The sequence below is a fragment of the Pseudomonas sp. JAI120 genome (assembly GCF_014207255.1).
Classification (GTDB): Bacteria; Pseudomonadota; Gammaproteobacteria; order Pseudomonadales; family Pseudomonadaceae; genus Aquipseudomonas.
Genome location: NZ_JACHCZ010000002.1, coordinates 103,218 through 119,926, shown reverse-complemented (window position 1 = coordinate 119,926; position 16,709 = coordinate 103,218). Strand labels below are relative to the sequence as shown.

12 protein-coding genes are annotated in these 16,709 nt (G+C 61.2%); 6 read left to right on the top strand and 6 right to left on the bottom strand.

All coding sequences use genetic code 11. From position 1 onward, the window contains the following. The first annotated feature begins 21 nt into the window (after positions 1-21). Positions 22-1,032 carry a beta-N-acetylhexosaminidase gene (nagZ, locus tag HDC32_RS12410; RefSeq protein ID WP_184744243.1) on the top strand — a complete coding sequence of 337 codons (1,011 nt, stop codon included), beginning with the start codon at positions 22-24 and terminating at the stop codon, positions 1,030-1,032. Positions 1,033-1,094: 62 nt separating this feature from the next. Here nagZ and HDC32_RS12405 read toward each other — a convergent pair whose 3' ends face one another. From HDC32_RS12405 to mfd, 3 genes are read right to left on the bottom strand one after another with little or no spacing between them, the layout of a single operon-like run. Further along, the gene (locus HDC32_RS12405) at positions 1,095-3,788 is read right to left on the bottom strand and encodes a DEAD/DEAH box helicase (protein ID WP_184744242.1); all 2,694 of its coding nucleotides are present in this window, start codon (positions 3,786-3,788) and stop codon (positions 1,095-1,097) included. Between the two features lie 9 nt (positions 3,789-3,797). Further along, the gene (locus HDC32_RS12400) at positions 3,798-4,364 is read right to left on the bottom strand and encodes a CsiV family protein (protein ID WP_145334843.1); all 567 of its coding nucleotides are present in this window, start codon (positions 4,362-4,364) and stop codon (positions 3,798-3,800) included. Positions 4,365-4,375: 11 nt separating this feature from the next. Then, a complete protein-coding gene (mfd, locus tag HDC32_RS12395; RefSeq protein WP_145334841.1) occupies positions 4,376-7,825 on the bottom strand; it encodes a transcription-repair coupling factor in 3,450 nt (1,149 codons plus the stop codon). A gap of 340 nt (positions 7,826-8,165) precedes the next feature. Here mfd and HDC32_RS12390 point away from each other — a divergent pair, with 340 nt between their 5' ends. Next, positions 8,166-9,629: a glyceraldehyde-3-phosphate dehydrogenase gene (locus tag HDC32_RS12390; protein ID WP_131698946.1), complete on the top strand. Its 1,464-nt coding sequence runs from the start codon at positions 8,166-8,168 to the stop codon at positions 9,627-9,629. Between the two features lie 194 nt (positions 9,630-9,823). Here HDC32_RS12390 and HDC32_RS12385 read toward each other — a convergent pair whose 3' ends face one another. After that, on the bottom strand, positions 9,824-10,357 hold the full coding sequence (locus HDC32_RS12385) for a chalcone isomerase family protein (protein WP_167656115.1): 534 nt from the start codon (positions 10,355-10,357) through the stop codon (positions 9,824-9,826). A 214-nt stretch (positions 10,358-10,571) separates the two neighbouring features. Here HDC32_RS12385 and sthA point away from each other — a divergent pair, with 214 nt between their 5' ends. Continuing rightward, positions 10,572-11,966, top strand: coding sequence for a Si-specific NAD(P)(+) transhydrogenase (gene sthA, locus HDC32_RS12380; RefSeq protein ID WP_090407744.1), 1,395 nt, complete (start codon positions 10,572-10,574; stop codon positions 11,964-11,966). A gap of 42 nt (positions 11,967-12,008) precedes the next feature. Here sthA and HDC32_RS12375 read toward each other — a convergent pair whose 3' ends face one another. Further along, the gene (locus HDC32_RS12375; protein ID WP_053136538.1) at positions 12,009-12,731 is read right to left on the bottom strand and encodes a glycerophosphodiester phosphodiesterase; all 723 of its coding nucleotides are present in this window, start codon (positions 12,729-12,731) and stop codon (positions 12,009-12,011) included. Between the two features lie 44 nt (positions 12,732-12,775). Further along, positions 12,776-13,360 (bottom strand): PilZ domain-containing protein, encoded by a 585-nt coding sequence (locus HDC32_RS12370; RefSeq protein WP_131698949.1) that lies wholly within the window; start codon positions 13,358-13,360, stop codon positions 12,776-12,778. A gap of 94 nt (positions 13,361-13,454) precedes the next feature. Here HDC32_RS12370 and HDC32_RS12365 point away from each other — a divergent pair, with 94 nt between their 5' ends. Genes HDC32_RS12365 through HDC32_RS12355 form a run of 3 tightly spaced genes read left to right on the top strand, consistent with a single transcriptional unit; the run spans position 13,455 to position 16,699 of the window. Then, on the top strand, positions 13,455-14,705 hold the full coding sequence (locus HDC32_RS12365; protein WP_027604228.1) for a lipoprotein-releasing ABC transporter permease subunit: 1,251 nt from the start codon (positions 13,455-13,457) through the stop codon (positions 14,703-14,705). A gap of 7 nt (positions 14,706-14,712) precedes the next feature. Continuing rightward, positions 14,713-15,396, top strand: a complete 684-nt coding sequence (lolD, locus tag HDC32_RS12360; protein WP_024074097.1) for a lipoprotein-releasing ABC transporter ATP-binding protein LolD — start codon at positions 14,713-14,715, stop codon at positions 15,394-15,396. 58 nt (positions 15,397-15,454) lie between these two features. Further along, complete coding sequence (locus HDC32_RS12355) at positions 15,455-16,699, top strand: lipoprotein-releasing ABC transporter permease subunit (protein WP_184744240.1); 1,245 nt, start codon at positions 15,455-15,457, stop codon at positions 16,697-16,699. Positions 16,700-16,709 lie beyond the last annotated feature (10 nt).

Genomic DNA, 16,709 nt, shown 5'->3' with positions numbered 1-16,709 from the left:
TGCGTTATTTAAGGAAGGTTTATGACTGCTGCCCTGCAAGGTTCTTTGATGGTCGACGTGGCTGGCACTTGGCTGACGGCCGAGGATCGTCACCTGTTGCGCCAGCCTGAAGTCGGTGGCCTGATCATTTTTGCACGCAATATCGAGCATCCACGCCAGGTGCGGGAATTGAGCGCGGCGATTCGTGCGGTGCGCCCGGACCTGCTGCTGGCGGTCGACCAGGAAGGCGGTCGTGTCCAGCGCCTGCGCCAGGGCTTTGTGCGCCTGCCGGCCATGCGCGCGTTGGCGGACAACCCCAACGCCGAGTACCTGGCCGAGCAATGCGGCTGGATTATGGCCACTGAAGTACTGGCGGTCGGCCTGGACCTGAGTTTCGCCCCGGTGCTGGACCTGGACTACCAGCGCAGCGCCGTGGTCGGCACCCGTTCCTTCGAAGGCGATCCCGAGCGCGCCGCCGTGCTGGCCGGTGCCTTTATCCGTGGCATGAACAGCGCCGGCATGGCTGCCACCGGTAAACACTTCCCGGGCCATGGCTGGGCCGAGGCCGATTCCCACGTCGCGATTCCCAATGACGAACGCAGCCTGGAACAGATTCGGGCCAATGACCTGGTGCCTTTCGCACGCCTGAGCAAGCAGTTGGCGGCAGTGATGCCAGCGCATGTTATCTACCCGCAGGTGGATGTGCAGCCCGCCGGCTTCTCACGCCGCTGGTTGCAGGACATCCTGCGCGGCGAGTTGCAGTTCGATGGGGTGATTTTCAGCGATGACCTGTCGATGGCCGGTGCCCATGTGGTCGGCGACGCGGCCAGTCGGATCGAGGCGGCGCTGACTGCCGGTTGCGACATGGGGCTGGTGTGCAACGACCGTGCGGCGGCTGAACTGGCACTCAGTGCGGCCCAGCGGATGAAGGTTACGCCGTCGGCAAGAATTGCACGTATGCGCGGCCAGGCGATTGCTTCGACGGACTACAAGCAAGATCCACGTTGGTTGACGGCCCTGGCTGCTCTGAGAGCCGCTCAACTCATCGACTGATGCTACGGATTTGCGCGGTGTTGGATAAGACGGTATCTATGGGGGCGCGTCAGGTATGTTTTTCAGCGCTTTTCCTGCTTATTAGGCAGCGGCGCAAACAACGCCTCGATATCGTCGTTGCCCAGTTGCCAATCCCCCGTCGTACGTCCATCCAGCACGCCCGCCGCCAGGTCGGATTTTTCCTTCTGCAAGTGCTGGATTTTCTCCTCCACCGTGCCCCGCGCGATCATCTTGTACACGAACACCGGCTTCTCCTGGCCGATGCGGTACGCACGGTCGGTGGCCTGGTTTTCGGTGGCCGGGTTCCACCAAGGGTCGTAGTGAATCACGGTGTCAGCTTCGGTCAGGTTCAGGCCCACACCGCCTGCCTTCAGGCTGATCAGAAAAATCTGCAACTTGCCGCTCTGGAAATCCTTCACGGGGGTGCGCCGATCGCGGGTCTGGCCCGTCAGCAGGGCGTAGGCGACACCGCGTTTTTTAAGCTCGGCTTCGATCAGGCTCAACATCGAGGTGAACTGGGAAAACAGCAGGATCCGACGACCTTCCTCAAACAGCTCTTCGAGCATTTCCATCAGGCTGTCGAGCTTGCCCGAGGTGCTGCCACGGGCGGGCAGGGTGGCGTCGTTGACCAGGCGCAGGTCGCAGCACACTTGGCGTAGCTTGAGCAGCGCTTCAAGAATGATGATCTGGCTGCGCGCTACGCCTTTGAGGGTGATTTCGTCACGGACCTTCTTATCCATGGCCAGGCGCATGGTCTCGTACACATCGCGCTGGGCTTCATTGAGGTCGACCCAGTGAATGATCTCGGTCTTGGGCGGCAATTCCGTGGCCACCTGTTCCTTGGTACGGCGCAGCAGGAAGGGTTTGATCCGACCATTGAGGTGCTGCAGTCGTACCTCGCTGGCGCGTTTTTCGATGGGAACGCGGTAGTCGCGGTTAAAGCTTTTGACGTCACCCAGCCAGCCCGGCAGCAGGAAGTGGAACAGCGACCATAACTCGCCCAGGTGGTTTTCCAGCGGTGTGCCGCTCAGGCACAGGCGCTGCCGGGCATTCAGCTCGCGCGCGGCTTGGGCAGCCTTGCTGGAAGGGTTCTTGATGTACTGGGCTTCATCGAGGATCAGCACATGCAAGGGTAGGGCGGCCAGTTGTTCGATGTCCTTGGGCAGCAGCGCGTAGGTGGTCAACAGCAGGTCGTAGTCTTGCAGGCTGGCGAAGTGTTTTTTGCGCGTGGCACCGTACAGCGCCAGGACCTTGAGTTGCGGGGTGAAGTGCGCCGCTTCGTCGAGCCAGTTGGGGATCAGGCTGGTGGGCATCACCACCATGCACGGCCGGTCCAGGCGCCCGGCGATCTTTTCACTGAGGATATGCGCCAAGGTCTGTAGGGTTTTGCCCAGGCCCATGTCATCCGCAAGAATCCCACCCACCTCCAGTTGGCGCAGCGACTGCATCCAACTCAAGCCTTCCAACTGATAAGGCCGCAACGTCGCGTTCAGGCCTTCGGGTGCCACGCAGGTGAAGTCCTTGATATCCCGCAGGCGCTGGGCAAAGTTGCGGATCTTCTCGCCGCCCTCCCATTGCAGGGGCAGGTCTTCCAGCGGGTTGAGGCGAATCGCATCGGCCTTGGCCAGGCGCAGCGCGGTGGTGCCGGGTTCCTGCAGGTAAAACTCACCGAGGGTCGCCAGCACCGGTTTTAATCGGCCATAGGGCAAGGCTACTTGCAGCGGGCCGTGACCGCCATTGGGCAGCCCGGGGATATTCACCAGGATTAGTTCGTCGTCGCGGCGCCGGGCAACTTTCTCCGGGTTGAGGATCTCGGTGTGGGAGCGCATCAGGTTGAGCAGGATCGGCAGCAGGCTCAGGCGCTCACCGTTGACGATAATCCCCAGCTCCAGGTCGAACCAGTCGCGCTCCGGGCCTTCATCGACGGTGGCGTACCAGTCGTCGACGGCGCTCAGGTCAAAACCGAAGTCTTCATCGATCTGCAGCTCCCAACCTTCTGCTCGCAGGGTCGGCGATGCATTGAGGGTGAAGTTCAGCCAGGCGCTGTCATTGACCATCTCGAACAGTTCGCCGGCGCTTTCCGGCAATGCCTTGCTCTGGCGCGTGGCGATCTTGAAACCGAGCACGCGCAGTTGCTCGCGATAGGGTTGCTCCAGCTCAGGGTGGCGCTTGATGCGCAGGCTCTGGGTTTCCTGGCGCACGATGATGTCGGCGTTCTTTTGCCCGCTGACATAGTTGCCCAAATAGTTGAACGACAGCGCCGCACGATGCTGGATATAGCGCTGCATCTTGCCGTTGCGCGGTTCAAACGCGCTGAACTCGACGCTGGCCAGCCACAGGCGCGGCACGGGCACGACGTCTTCCATCACCACCTGCGGCAACACTACGCGGTTATCCAGCACGGCCTGGAGCTTTTCCAGCAACTCGGCATCCTGGGCGGCTGCCGGGTAGGCCAGGGTTTCCTGGACCTTGAGCAGCACCGCCGCGATGTGTTTGCAGTTGGTGTGCACCGGGCAGGTACAGCGGCTGTCCACCAGGATCAGCGCGCCCTTGGCCGATTCGCGCAATGAGATGGTCTGCCGGTAAACGTTGCCCCCCGAGCCTTCGCAACTGGCGATGATGGTGCTGTCGCCGGACTCGACGATGCGCACACGGTTTTCCAGGGCGTAGCGTCGCCCGCGCTCCAGGCTTTGCTCTTTGAAGCGATTGGCCCACGAAGGGGCCAGGGGTTTGGTCAGCGACGACGTCAGGGGCATGGCGCTGGATCAGTCCTGAATGTCGGGCGGGGGGGCGCTGGGTGGCTTGGCGGTCAGCGAAGTGATCTTGATCAACAGTGCCAGGTGGCCGCCGTCCAGGTAGTTGAGCTGGTTGTTCTTGGTGCGCACGTCTTTCTGGCTCAGGTGTTCGCTGGCCACCACGCTGCCGTTGCTGTCGAACGTGTTGAGCCAAAAGTCCGCATCGATATCCGTGAAACGCCCCAGTTGCAGGCTCAACACCCCCTCGATGGGGAACTGGCCGAACTGCTCCTGGCCGTCGGTGATCGCGATTTTGACCGGCTGCTCGCCGAGGTTCTGTTCCCAGGCCTTGTGCGCCAGCACGGTGAAGCTGTTATCGGCGTTGAGTTTGTCGACGATATTGTTCAAGCGCGGCGGGCTCAGTCTGTCGCCCAACCGCTGCGCGCCTTCATCCCAGTTTTCCGGCGCAGCGCGGCTGTTGAGCGCCGGCTCCGCGTTCTGGCGTATCAGGATCATTTCCACCTGGTACGGACTGTCGGCAAATGCCGAAGGCGCGAATACCACCAATAACAGGCTCAGAATGCGGAACAGGCGCATTGGGGCGTCCTTCAAACAGATTTCGGGATGAGGCGCTCGAACAGCGCCTCCAATGTATTAAAGCGTTCTTCGGCACGTTCCATCGGCACCATGAACTTGAACAGCGTAGCCCCTTCGAACTTGTAGCGGTTGGGCTGGCCCTGGATCAACTTGATCAGCACCAGTGGGTCCACCGGTGTCTGCGCTTCGAACTCGATACGCCCGCCCTGGGGCCCGGCGTCGACTTTCTTGATCCCAAGCTGCTCGGCCTGCAATTTGAGCAGGGTCAGGCGCACCAGGTTCTTGGTCGGTTCGGGCAGCAGGCCGAAGCGGTCGATCATCTCCACCTGCAGGTCCTTGAGGCCTTCTTCGTCGGTGGCCGAGGCGATGCGCTTGTACAGGATCAGCCGTGCATGCACATCCGGCAGGTAGTCTTCGGGGATCAACGCCGGCAAGCGCAGGTTGATTTCCGGGCCGCCGCCCAGGGGTTGATCGAGGTTCGGCTGCTCGCCCTTGCGGATGGCTTTCACCGCGCGTTCAAGCATCTCCATATACAAGGTGAAGCCGACTGCCTGGATCTGCCCGCTCTGGCCATCGCCCAGCAGTTCGCCTGCGCCGCGGATTTCCAGGTCATTGGTGGCCAGGACAAAACCGGCGCCCAGGTCCTGGGTGTTGGCGATCGCTTCCAGGCGCTTTTCGGCGTCCCCGGTGATCTGTTGGCGGGGCGGCGTCAGCAGGTAGGCATACGCCTGGTGGTGACTGCGCCCAACCCGGCCGCGCAGCTGGTGCAGTTGGGCCAGGCCGAACTTGTCCGCCCGTTCGATGATGATGGTGTTGGCACTCGGCACGTCGATGCCGGTCTCGATGATGGTCGAGGCGATCAGCACGTTGAAGCGCTTGTGGTAGAAGTCGCTCATCACCTGTTCGAGATCGCGTTCGCGCATCTGCCCATGGCCGATGGCGATGCGTGCTTCCGGCACCAGTTCGGCAAGGTCGGCGGCGCATTTCTCGATGGTTTTTACGTCGTTGTGCAGGTAGTACACCTGGCCGCCGCGCAGCAGTTCCCGCAGCAGCGCTTCCTTGACCGTGCTTTTGTTCTGCTCCATGACGAAAGTGCGCACCGACAGGCGCCGTGCCGGTGGCGTGGCGATGATCGACAGGTCGCGCATGCCCGACACGGCCATGTTCAGCGTGCGCGGAATCGGCGTGGCGGTGAGGGTGAGGATGTCGACTTCACTGCGCAGGGCCTTGAGCTGTTCTTTTTGACGCACGCCGAAGCGGTGTTCTTCGTCGATGATCACCAGGCCCAGGTTCTTGATCTTTACATCGTCCGACAGCAGCTTGTGCGTACCGATCACGATGTCGATCTTGCCTTCGGCAAGGTCGGCGACGGCGGCATTCACTTCCTTGGCGGACTTGAAGCGGCTCATCACTTCCACGGTCACCGGCCAGTCGGCGAAGCGGTCGCGGAAGCTGTTGTAGTGTTGCTGGGCGAGCAGGGTGGTCGGCACCAGGATCGCCACTTGCTTGCCGCCGTGTACCGCAATGAAGGCGGCGCGCATGGCCACTTCGGTCTTGCCGAAGCCCACGTCGCCGCAGACCAGGCGGTCCATCGGCTTGGGCGCGAGCATGTCGGCGCGCACCGCTTCGATGGTGGTTTGCTGGTCCGGGGTTTCTTCGAAGGCGAAGCCGGCGCTGAAGGTGGCATAGTCGGCTTTTGGGTCGGCGAAAGCATACCCTTCGCGCGCCGCACGACGGGCATAGATGTCGAGCAGTTCGGCGGCGACATCGCGCACCTGTTCGGCGGCCTTGCGCTTGGCTTTCTGCCAGGTCTCGGAACCCAGGCGGTGCAGCGGCGCCAGGGCGTCGTCGCTGCCGGTGTAGCGGGCGATCAAGTGCAGGTTCGCCACTGGCACGTAGAGCTTGGCGCCCTCGGCGTATTCCATGGTGAGGAATTCGGCGGCCTGGTTGTCGATCTCCAGGGTCTGCAGGCCGAGGTAGCGGCCGACGCCGTGGTCGATATGCACCACCGGCGCGCCTTCGCGCAGTTCCGTGAGGTTTTTGATCACCGCGTCGTTGTTGGCGTCGGCGCGTTTTTCACGGCGACGACGTTGCATCACGCGCTGGCCGAACAGCGGGCTCTCGGCGATCAGCGCCAAGGCCGGGTCATCCAGCAGCAGGCCCTCGTCCAATGGTGCGATGGTGATCGCCAGGCGCTCTTTGCTGGCGACAAAATCCGGCCAGCTGTCGACGGTTTTCGGCCGCAGCTTCAGGCGTTCCAGCAGTTCCAGCAGCACTTCACGGCGCCCGGCGGACTCGGCGGTGAACAGCACGCGGCCGGGGAAGTCGCCGAGGAAGTTCGAGAGTGCTTCCAGTGGTTGCGTGGCTTTGGCCTGGATTGCCAGGTCCGGCAGCGTCGCCGCAGGGAAACGTTCGCGGCCGCTGCCGGCGTCCACATCCTGCTGGCTGGCGACCACGCGCGGCCAGTTTTTCAGGCGGGCGAAGCAGTCTTCCACCGGCAGGAACAGCTCGGCGGGCGGCAATAGAGGACGGGAGGGATCGACGCGGCGCTCTTCATAGCGGTTGCGCACGTCGTTCCAGAAGTTTTCTGCGGCTTGCTCGATGCCCGGCAGCGAGAACACTTGGGTGTCCTGGGGCAGGTAGTCGAACAGGGTCGAGGTTTCGTCGAAGAACAGCGGCAGGTAGTACTCGATGCCCGCCGGGGTAATCCCGCTGCTCAAGTCCTGGAAGATCGGGCAGCGGCGGAAGTCCACATCGAAGCGTTCCCGGAAGCGTGCCTTGAAGCGCGTGACTGCGTCCTTTTGCAGCGGGAATTCCCGCGCCGGCAACAGTTTGATCGACTCGACCTTGTCGATGGACCGCTGGTTTTCCGGATCGAAGGTGCGCAGGGTCTCGATTTCGTCATCGAACAGGTCGATGCGGTACGGCAACTTGCTGCCCATCGGGAACAGGTCGATCAATGCACCACGCACGGCGAATTCACCGTGCTCATACACCGTGTCGACGCAGCGGTAGCCGCTGGCTTCCAGGCGCGTGCGCATCTGTTCCACGTCGAGCTTCTGGCCGATATCCAGCACCAGGCTGCTGCCCAGCAGGAACTTGGTCGGCGCCAGGCGGTGCAGGGCGGTGGTGATCGGCACCACCAACACGCCGTGGGCCAGTTCCGGCAGGCGGTACAGGCTGGCGATACGCTGGGAGATGATGTCCTGGTGCGGCGAGAACAGGTCGTAGGGCAGGGTTTCCCAGTCGGGAAAATGCAGCACCGGCAAATCGGGGGCGAAGAAGCTCAGCTCCTGCTCCAACCGTTCGGCGCTTTGGCTGTCGGCGGTGAGCAGCAGGGTAAAGCGCTTGGCTGCGCTGGCAGCCTCGGCAATGGCCAGGCTCAGGGCTGCACCGGGCAGGTTGCCCCAGTGCTGTTTACCTGCCGCGGCAGGGAGAAGCGGTAGACGCAGAACGGGCACGGAAGGTTGAGCTCCAAGCGTTGCGACAAAGTCGGTAATTGTAACGGCCCGAGGTGCCGCCTGTCAGTTGCTGACTGAGCCTATTACGGTTTGTAGGAAATGTAGTGGCTAAGACAAACAAAGGGGGCTTTTGACTCATTATGTAGTGCCGTTTTGCACGGATGTTTCGGAGAGTTACGGACAAGTTGGCGGCGCTGTGCCATTGGTGGCCTTCTGAAACCCGCGTGTTTCCTGGCCTCTAGCGGGGTGGTATTTTTTTGCAAGGGCTTTTTGTTGGGGTTGGCGCATTGCTCAACGGGCGGTCGGACGACATAATGTAGCCCCTTTTTTCAGCCCCTACATGTGGAAGGTTCCCGTGACTCAGAAGCCCGACCAGTGTCTTGGTGAATGGATCGACCGTGAAGCACTCGCAGAAGCGATGATCCCGCTTATCGGTCAGCTGTACCGCAATAACAATGTGGTGAGCTCGATCTATGGCCGCAGCCTGATCAACCAATCAGTCATCGCGATTCTCAAGGCGCATCGCTTTGCTCGCCATCGTTCTGCCGACGACAGCGAACTCTCCGTCCACGAAACATTCCCCCTGCTCAAGGCCATGAGCGAGCTCAAGCTCGGCGCGGCTTCGGTAGACCTGGGCAAGCTGGCCTACAAATTCCGCAAGGAAGGTGCCGGCCGTACCGCCGAGCAGTTCGTGCGTGAAGAAATGGCCGATGTGGTTGGCCAGCAAAACGCCGCTGCCCGCAAAGGCACCGACGTTGTCCTGTACGGCTTCGGTCGTATCGGCCGCCTGCTGGCGCGCATCCTGATCGAAAAAACCGGTGGCGGCGACGGCCTGCGCCTGCGTGCCATCGTGGTGCGCAAAGGCGCCGAGAACGACCTGACCAAACGCGCCAGCCTGCTGCGCCGCGATTCGGTACACGGTTCGTTCAACGGCACCATCACCATCGACGAAGAAAACAACACCATCACCGCCAACGGTAACCTGATCCAGGTGATCTACGCGAAGAACCCGACCGAGGTGGATTACACCCAGTACGGCATCAAGGACGCCCTGCTGGTGGACAACACCGGTGTATGGCGTGATGCCGAAGGCCTGGGCCAGCACCTGACGTGCCCGGGTATCGATCGCGTCGTGCTGACCGCGCCTGGCAAAGGCAAGCTCAAGAACATCGTGCACGGCATCAACCACGGCGAAATTACCGCTGACGACAAGATCGTGTCCGCCGCTTCCTGCACCACCAACGCCATCGTGCCGGTGCTCAAGGCTGTGAATGACAAGTTCGGCATCGTTAACGGCCACGTTGAAACCGTTCACTCGTACACCAACGACCAGAACCTGATCGACAACTTCCACAAGGGCGATCGCCGTGGCCGCAGCGCCGCGCTGAACATGGTCATCACCGAGACCGGTGCTGCCACCGCCGCTGCCAAGGCCCTGCCTGAGCTGGCCGGCAAGCTGACCGGTAACGCGATCCGTGTGCCGACGCCGAACGTGTCGATGGCCATTCTCAACCTGAACCTTGAGAAAGCCGCTACCCGTGAAGAGATGAACGAGTACCTGCGCTACATGGCGCTGCACTCCGATCTGCATAAGCAAATCGACTTCGTCAATTCCCAGGAAGTGGTGTCCACCGACTTCGTTGGCTCGCGCCACGCCGGTGTGGTGGACGCGGAAGCGACCATTACCCAGGACAACCGCGTTGTACTGTACGTCTGGTACGACAACGAGTTCGGCTATAGCTGCCAGGTGGTTCGCGTGATGGAAGACATGGCTGGGGTTAACCCGCCAGCGTTTCCGCGCTAAGCATCTGCGTTGAATGAAAAAGCCCCGACTGGTTCGGGGCTTTTTTATGGCTGCAGGTTTTGTGTTGTCGATCAGGGCCTCATCGGGAGCAAGCTCCCTCCCACATTTGAATGTATTCACACGTCGAAAGGTGGGAGGGGCCTGTCCCCGATAGCGGTCGTTCAGTGGATGCATGCCTCACTGGTGGGCCATTTTCATTTCAGCAGTTTGCCGCGCAACTCATCAGACAAACCCTTGGGCGCCAGCCAGATGCCCAGGTAGGCCCTTGCCAGCGCGTCATTGCTGCTGCTGAACACCACCTGCCCATTGATCTCCAAATTCAGGCCACGACCTGGCCGAAAATCCAGGGCATAACGATCCCCGTTACGGATATTGCGAAAGCGCGCATGCAGCTGATCCAGCTCGGGCTTCAATCGAGCACTGGTTTGCTGGCGCTCCAACGTCGCCGTGGCAGCCTTGATCACATCCTTGCGGTCGATGTTGCGAAAGTAATACAGCACCAGGCGCAGATCCTTTTGTTGTGCCCAGGCCTGTCTGGCGCTCACATCCGCAGAGGCATACAGTCCGGCGGCGTAAACATCCGCCCAGAGATAGTTGAACACCGCCTGGTTTTTCAGCGTCAGTCCCTCAACCTGCGCCGGGAAGCCCGCTTGCTTGAGTCGCTCCGCTTCATTGGCGTGCGCTGTGATCGACACCATCAGCATCAAACAAAAAAATAGTTGTCGCATAATGGCTCATCCTGAAATCGGCGCTGATTTGCGTCATGTAGTATGGCAAAACTGGCCTACGACGCGACCAAGGGTTAATGTGCGCGGCGTTGAGCCTTATATAGACTGTGCCCCGGCTCACACACTTGAGCCAAATTGTCCTTCATGACCGCTGGCCGCGGCATGATTTAGCCAGGCGCCCAACCGTGCGCCTGGCCTGTTCTGAGGAGTACGCATGGCTGTCTACAACTACGACGTGGTGGTACTGGGTTCCGGCCCGGCTGGAGAAGGTGCGGCGATGAACGCCGCGAAGGCAGGGCGCAAGGTGGCGATGGTCGATAGCCGTCGCCAGGTCGGCGGTAACTGCACCCACCTGGGTACCATCCCGTCCAAGGCTTTGCGTCACTCGGTGCGCCAGATCATGCAGTTCAACACCAACCCGATGTTCCGGGCGATTGGTGAGCCGCGCTGGTTCTCGTTCCCGGACGTGCTGAAAAGCGCCGAGAAGGTCATCTCCAAGCAAGTCGCTTCGCGTACCGGGTACTACGCCCGTAACCGTGTCGACCTGTTCTTCGGCACCGGCAGCTTCGCCGACGAGCAAACCGTCGAAGTGGTGTGCGCCAACGGCGTGGTCGAGACGCTGGTGGCCAAGCACATCATCATCGCCACCGGTTCGCGCCCATATCGCCCGGCGGATATCGATTTCCACCACCCGCGTATCTACGATAGCGACACCATCCTCAGCCTGGGTCATACCCCGCGCAAACTGATCATCTACGGCGCCGGTGTGATCGGCTGTGAATACGCCTCGATCTTCAGCGGCCTGGGTGTACTGGTGGAACTGGTGGACAACCGCGACCAGTTGCTGAGCTTCCTCGACTCGGAAATTTCCCAGGCGTTGAGTTACCACTTCAGCAACAACAACATCACCGTGCGTCACAACGAAGAGTACGAGCGGGTTGAAGGCCTGGACAACGGCGTGATCCTGCACCTCAAGTCCGGCAAGAAGATCAAGGCTGACGCCTTGTTGTGGTGCAACGGCCGTACCGGCAACACCGACAAGCTGGGCATGGAAAACATCGGGGTCAAGGTCAACAACCGTGGCCAGATCGAAGTCGACGAGAACTACCGCACCTGCGTGACCAACATCTACGGTGCCGGTGACGTGATCGGCTGGCCAAGCCTGGCCAGTGCGGCGCATGACCAGGGCCGTTCGGCGGCCGGCAGCATCGTCGACAACGGCAGCTGGCGTTATGTGAACGACGTGCCCACCGGGATCTACACGATTCCCGAGATCAGCTCGATCGGCAAGAACGAGCACGAACTGACCAAGGCCAAGGTGCCTTACGAAGTGGGTAAGGCGTTCTTCAAGAGCATGGCGCGTGCGCAGATCGCCGGTGAGCCGCAAGGCATGCTCAAGATCCTGTTCCACCGCGAAACCCTGGAAGTCCTCGGCGTGCATTGCTTCGGCTACCAGGCCTCTGAGATCGTGCACATCGGCCAGGCGATCATGAACCAGCCGGGTGAGCAAAATACCCTCAAGTATTTTGTGAACACCACGTTCAACTACCCGACCATGGCGGAAGCCTATCGGGTAGCGGCCTACGACGGCCTCAACCGGCTTTTTTGAGCGGCTCCGGCCGGTGGCCTGAGCCGGCCGGGGAGACCGATTTCAGTAATTCTCGAGGGTGGCAGTGGCCAAACCGGGAAAGTCTGTAATCAGGCTATCTACGCCGAAGTCGGCGAGCCTGCGCATCAGCGCAGGTTCGTTGACCGTCCACACGGACACGTGCAGGCCCTGGCGCTGGGCTTTTTCCAGACGCTCGGGGGTGCACAACGTCCAGTTCAATGCCAGAAACTCACAGCCGTAGTTTTGCGCGACCTTCAACGGGTCGAGCCAGGCATATTCGGCGACCAGTCCGCGTGACAGGTCGGGGGTGAGTTCAACCGCTGCTTTCAACACTTCCCGCGAGCTTGAGGTCACGGTGACCTTGTCCATCAGGCCGAAACGCACGGCCATCTCACGGATGGCCAGCACGGTGGTCGCGGCGCGGGTGCGCGAGGCGCTTTTGACTTCCAGTTGCCAGTGATCGAAGTCGCACTGTTCGAACAGCTCTTCCAGGCGCGGAATCGGGCAAGGCTTGACCCAGCCTGGGCCGCCTTTGCGCGCGTCCATCTTGACCAGGTCTGCTGCCGAATACTCGACGACTTTGCCGCGTCGGTCGGCGGTGCGCTTGAGGGTCGGGTCGTGGATGACCATCAGCTCGCCGTCCATGGACAGGTGCAAATCCAGTTCGCAGCGGCGTACACCGTGCTTGAGGCACTCCTGAAAGCTGGTCAGAGTGTTTTCCGGTGCTTCGCCTTTGGCACCGCGGTGGCCGTAGATCAGGGTCACAGTTGCTCCTTTACGCCAGGTTGTCTGGCGGGGTAAATACGAATTCAGGTGTCCTGGGCGTCGCTCTGTTCCCGCGCCAGGCGCCGTTCCTGCGCCTGTTTCTGCAGGATGTAGCGTGCCAGCAGCTGGCGTTGGGCATCGGTCATGGCTGCGAATTCCGTGCCGATGTCAAAGCCTGTGCCCTTGGGATCGCAATGGGTGACCCGCGCGCGCAGCAGCAGGCCGAGCGCCTGGGGCATCAGCACCAGCTTGACCGCCAGGTTCGCACCCACCGTCAGGGGGGAGGGGTGTTGGAAATCGATGCCGCCCTCGGAAATGATCACTGGCTGCGGGGCGCCGACCTCATCCAGCAGGCCGCGGGCCATGATTTGGCTGAGCAAATCCAAGCGTTTGTTCTGCACGCGGAGAAAGGCGACGAGGGTGCGATCCTTCTCGCTGAGCTGGCGCAGCAGGTGCTGGGCTTCAAATTCGCTCAGGTGCAGTTCACTGAGCAGATTGAACAGCGGTGAATCATCCAGCAACACTTCCTTGCTCGCCGCTTCGGGGGCAGACAGGCTTTTGATTTGGAGTGCGATCATGTCGTCGATACGGTAGTATTCGCGGCGCTCTTCTTCATCTAATGTCGACATGGCGAACCCCAGGTAACGGTAATGGTCTGAGTGTAAAGCTGCTTACCAGACCCCGCCACCGGGACGTCTTCTTTTCCTCCGAACAAGCCCCGACATGTTCAGACCTCTCTTCGTATTTATTGGCACGCGTTATACCCGTGCAAAGCGTCGCAATCATTTTGTGTCGTTCATTTCCTTGACCTCGATGATCGGTCTCGCCCTTGGCGTGGTCGTGATGATCGTAGTGCTGTCGGTGATGAACGGCTTCGATCATGAGATGCGCACCCGCGTGCTGGGCATGGTGCCCCACGCGACCATCGAGGGCGATGCGCCCATCAGCGACTGGCAAAGCCTGGCCGCCAAGGTCAAGCAGAACCCCAAGGTAGTGGCCGTCGCGCCGTTTACCCAGATGCAGGGGCTGCTGACCAATGACGGCAAGGTGCAGAAAATCCTGCTCAATGCCATCGACCCGGCCCAGGAACGCAACGTCTCGATCATCGATAAGTTCATGTTGCAGGGCAAACTCGACGATCTGGCCCCCGGCAGTTTTGGCATTGTCATCGGTGACAAGGCAGCGGCCAAACTCGGCGTGGGCATCGGCGACAAGCTGACCTTCGTCGCCCCGGAAGTCACCGTGACGCCGGCCGGCATGTTCCCGCGCATGAAGCGCTTTACCGTGGTCGGTACCTTTCACGTTGGCGCCGGCGAGATCGACGGCTACCTCGGCCTGACCAACCTCACCGACCTGGCCCGCCTGCATCGCTGGCAGCCGGACCAGGTGCAGGGCCTGCGCCTGAAGTTCAACGACCTGTTCGATGCCCCGCGCGGCGCCTGGGAAATCGCCCAGCACCTGGGTGAAAGCCAGTACTACGCCCGCGACTGGACCCGCACCCACGGCAACCTGTACCAAGCCATCCGCATGGAAAAAGCCATGATCGGCCTGCTGTTGCTGCTGATCGTCGCCGTTGCCGCCTTCAACATCATCTCCACGCTGGTGATGGTGGTGAATGACAAGAAGGGCGACATTGCCATCCTGCGCACCCTGGGCGCCACGCCGGGGCAGATCATGGCGATCTTCATGGTGCAGGGCACCGTGATTGGCGTGGTCGGCACCTTGATCGGTACCGCGGTAGGCATTTTGGCCGCGCTGAACGTCAGTGCCGCCATCGCCTTGCTTGAAAAGGTGATCGGCCACAAGTTCCTCAACGCCGACGTCTACTTCATCGATTACCTGCCGTCCCAGGTGCAAGCCCAGGACGTGCTGATGGTGGGCGGCGCCGCGTTGGTCCTGAGTTTCCTTGCCACCCTGTATCCAGCCTGGCGCGCGGCACGTACCCAGCCAGCACAGGCCTTACGTTATGAGTGAATCGGGCATGAGTGAAAAAGCAATCCTGAGCTGCCGCAACCTGGGCAAATCCTACGAGGAAGGCCCGGAGTCGGTTGTGGTGCTGTCCAACCTGCAACTGGAACTTCATCCCGGCGAGCGCGTGGCGATCGTCGGCAGTTCCGGTTCCGGCAAAAGTACCTTGCTCAACCTGTTGGGCGGCCTTGATACGCCGTCCCAGGGCAGTGTATGGCTGGCCGGTGAAGAACTGTCGGCCTTGAATGAAAAGGCCCGTGGCCAGTTGCGCAACCGCTCGTTGGGCTTTGTGTACCAGTTCCACCACCTGTTGCCGGAATTCACCGCCCTGGAAAACGTGTGCATGCCGCTGTTGATCGGCAAGACCGCGATCCCGGAAGCGCGTCAGCGTGCCAAGGCGTTGCTCGAGCGCGTCGGCCTCGGCCATCGCCTGGAGCACAAACCGGCCGAACTGTCCGGCGGTGAGCGCCAGCGTGTGGCGATTGCCCGTGCCCTGGTGAACAACCCGGGGCTGGTGATGCTCGACGAGCCCACCGGCAACCTCGACTCTCACACCGCCCAGGGCATCAAGGACTTGATGCTGGAACTGAGCACCCAGATGCGCACCGCGTTCCTGGTGGTGACCCATGACATGAGCATGGCCCGCCAGATGGACCGCGTACTGCATCTGCAGGAAGGTCATCTGGTCGCCATCTGACCTGTTTCAAGCCCGGTGCCTGACGCCGGGTTTTCTATTTTTCCAACGGTGCCCGCGAATGTTCAGACCGTTATCGATTTTCATCGGCACGCGCTATACCCGCGCCAAGCGCCGCAACCGTTTTGTTTCGTTTATCTCGATGACCTCGATGATCGGCCTCGCCCTGGGCGTGCTGGCGATGATCGTGGTGCTGTCGGTGATGAACGGCTTCCAGCGCGAAATGAGCTCGCGCATCCTTGGCATGGTGCCCCACGCCACCATCGTCGGGGTGAACCCGATCGATGATTGGCAGCCGGTGGCCGCTGCGGCGATGAAGAATCCGCAAGTGACTGCCGCCGTACCGTTCACGCAGATGGACGGCATGTTTTCCTACAAGGGCGCGATGCAGCCGATCGAGATCAGCGGCGTCGACCCGGCCCAGGAAGGCAAGGTGTCGATCGTGGCCCAGCATATCGTGCAGGGCAAACTGGAAGACCTGAAGCCTGGCGAGTTCGGCGTGGTGGTCGGCGAAATCACTGCCCGGCGTTTTCGCCTGAATGTGGGTGACAAACTGACCCTGATCGTCCCGGAAATCAGCAGCGCGCCGGGGGGGATCACCCCGCGCATGCAGCGTCTGAACGTAGTGGGTATCTTCAAGGTCGGCGCCGAGCTGGATGGCTCCATGGCCCTGATCCACATGGCTGACGCCGCCGAGATACAGCATTGGCAGCCGAACCAGGTGCAGAGCGTGCGCCTGGCGTTGAAAGACCTGTACGCAGCGCCCAAGGTCTCGGCAGATATCGCCGCCAGCCTGGGCAGCGGCTACAAGCCCGATGACTGGACTCACACCCAGGGCAGCCTGTTCAGCGCGATGAAGATGGAAAAGACCATGATCGGCCTGTTGTTGCTGATGATCGTCGCCGTCGCGGCGTTCAACATCATCGCCACGCTGATCATGGTGGTGAACGACAAGGGCGCGGACATCGCGATCCTGCGTACCATCGGCGCCACGCCACGGCAGATCATGGCGATCTTCATGGTCCAGGGCACGGTGATCGGCATTGTCGGCACCCTGATCGGCGGCGTGCTGGGCGTGATTGCCGCGCTGAACGTGAGTGAACTGGTGGGCTGGCTGGAGCGGGTGAGCGGGCAGCATATCTTCAGTTCGGACGTGTACTTCGTCAGCAACCTGCCTTCGGAATTGCAAGGTGGAGATGTGGTGCTGATTTGTACGGCCGGGTTTGTGTTGAGCTTCCTGGCGACGATTTACCCGGCGTATCGGGCGGCGAAGATTGAGCCGGCGCATGCCCTTAGGTATTCGTAGTCTTTAAGTT

Excerpts from the sequence above, each read along its gene's own strand:
- nagZ (WP_184744243.1), top strand. The coding sequence starts at position 22 with ATGACTGCTGCCCTGCAAGGTTCTTTGATGGTCGACGTGGCTGGCACT.
- HDC32_RS12405 (WP_184744242.1), bottom strand. The coding sequence starts at position 3,788 with ATGCCCCTGACGTCGTCGCTGACCAAACCCCTGGCCCCTTCGTGGGCC.
- HDC32_RS12400 (WP_145334843.1), bottom strand. The coding sequence starts at position 4,364 with ATGCGCCTGTTCCGCATTCTGAGCCTGTTATTGGTGGTATTCGCGCCT.
- HDC32_RS12390 (WP_131698946.1), top strand. The coding sequence starts at position 8,166 with ATGTGGAAGGTTCCCGTGACTCAGAAGCCCGACCAGTGTCTTGGTGAA.
- HDC32_RS12385 (WP_167656115.1), bottom strand. The coding sequence starts at position 10,357 with ATGCGACAACTATTTTTTTGTTTGATGCTGATGGTGTCGATCACAGCG.
- sthA (WP_090407744.1), top strand. The coding sequence starts at position 10,572 with ATGGCTGTCTACAACTACGACGTGGTGGTACTGGGTTCCGGCCCGGCT.
- HDC32_RS12370 (WP_131698949.1), bottom strand. The coding sequence starts at position 13,360 with ATGTCGACATTAGATGAAGAAGAGCGCCGCGAATACTACCGTATCGAC.
- HDC32_RS12365 (WP_027604228.1), top strand. The coding sequence starts at position 13,455 with ATGTTCAGACCTCTCTTCGTATTTATTGGCACGCGTTATACCCGTGCA.
- lolD (WP_024074097.1), top strand. The coding sequence starts at position 14,713 with ATGAGTGAAAAAGCAATCCTGAGCTGCCGCAACCTGGGCAAATCCTAC.
- HDC32_RS12355 (WP_184744240.1), top strand. The coding sequence starts at position 15,455 with ATGTTCAGACCGTTATCGATTTTCATCGGCACGCGCTATACCCGCGCC.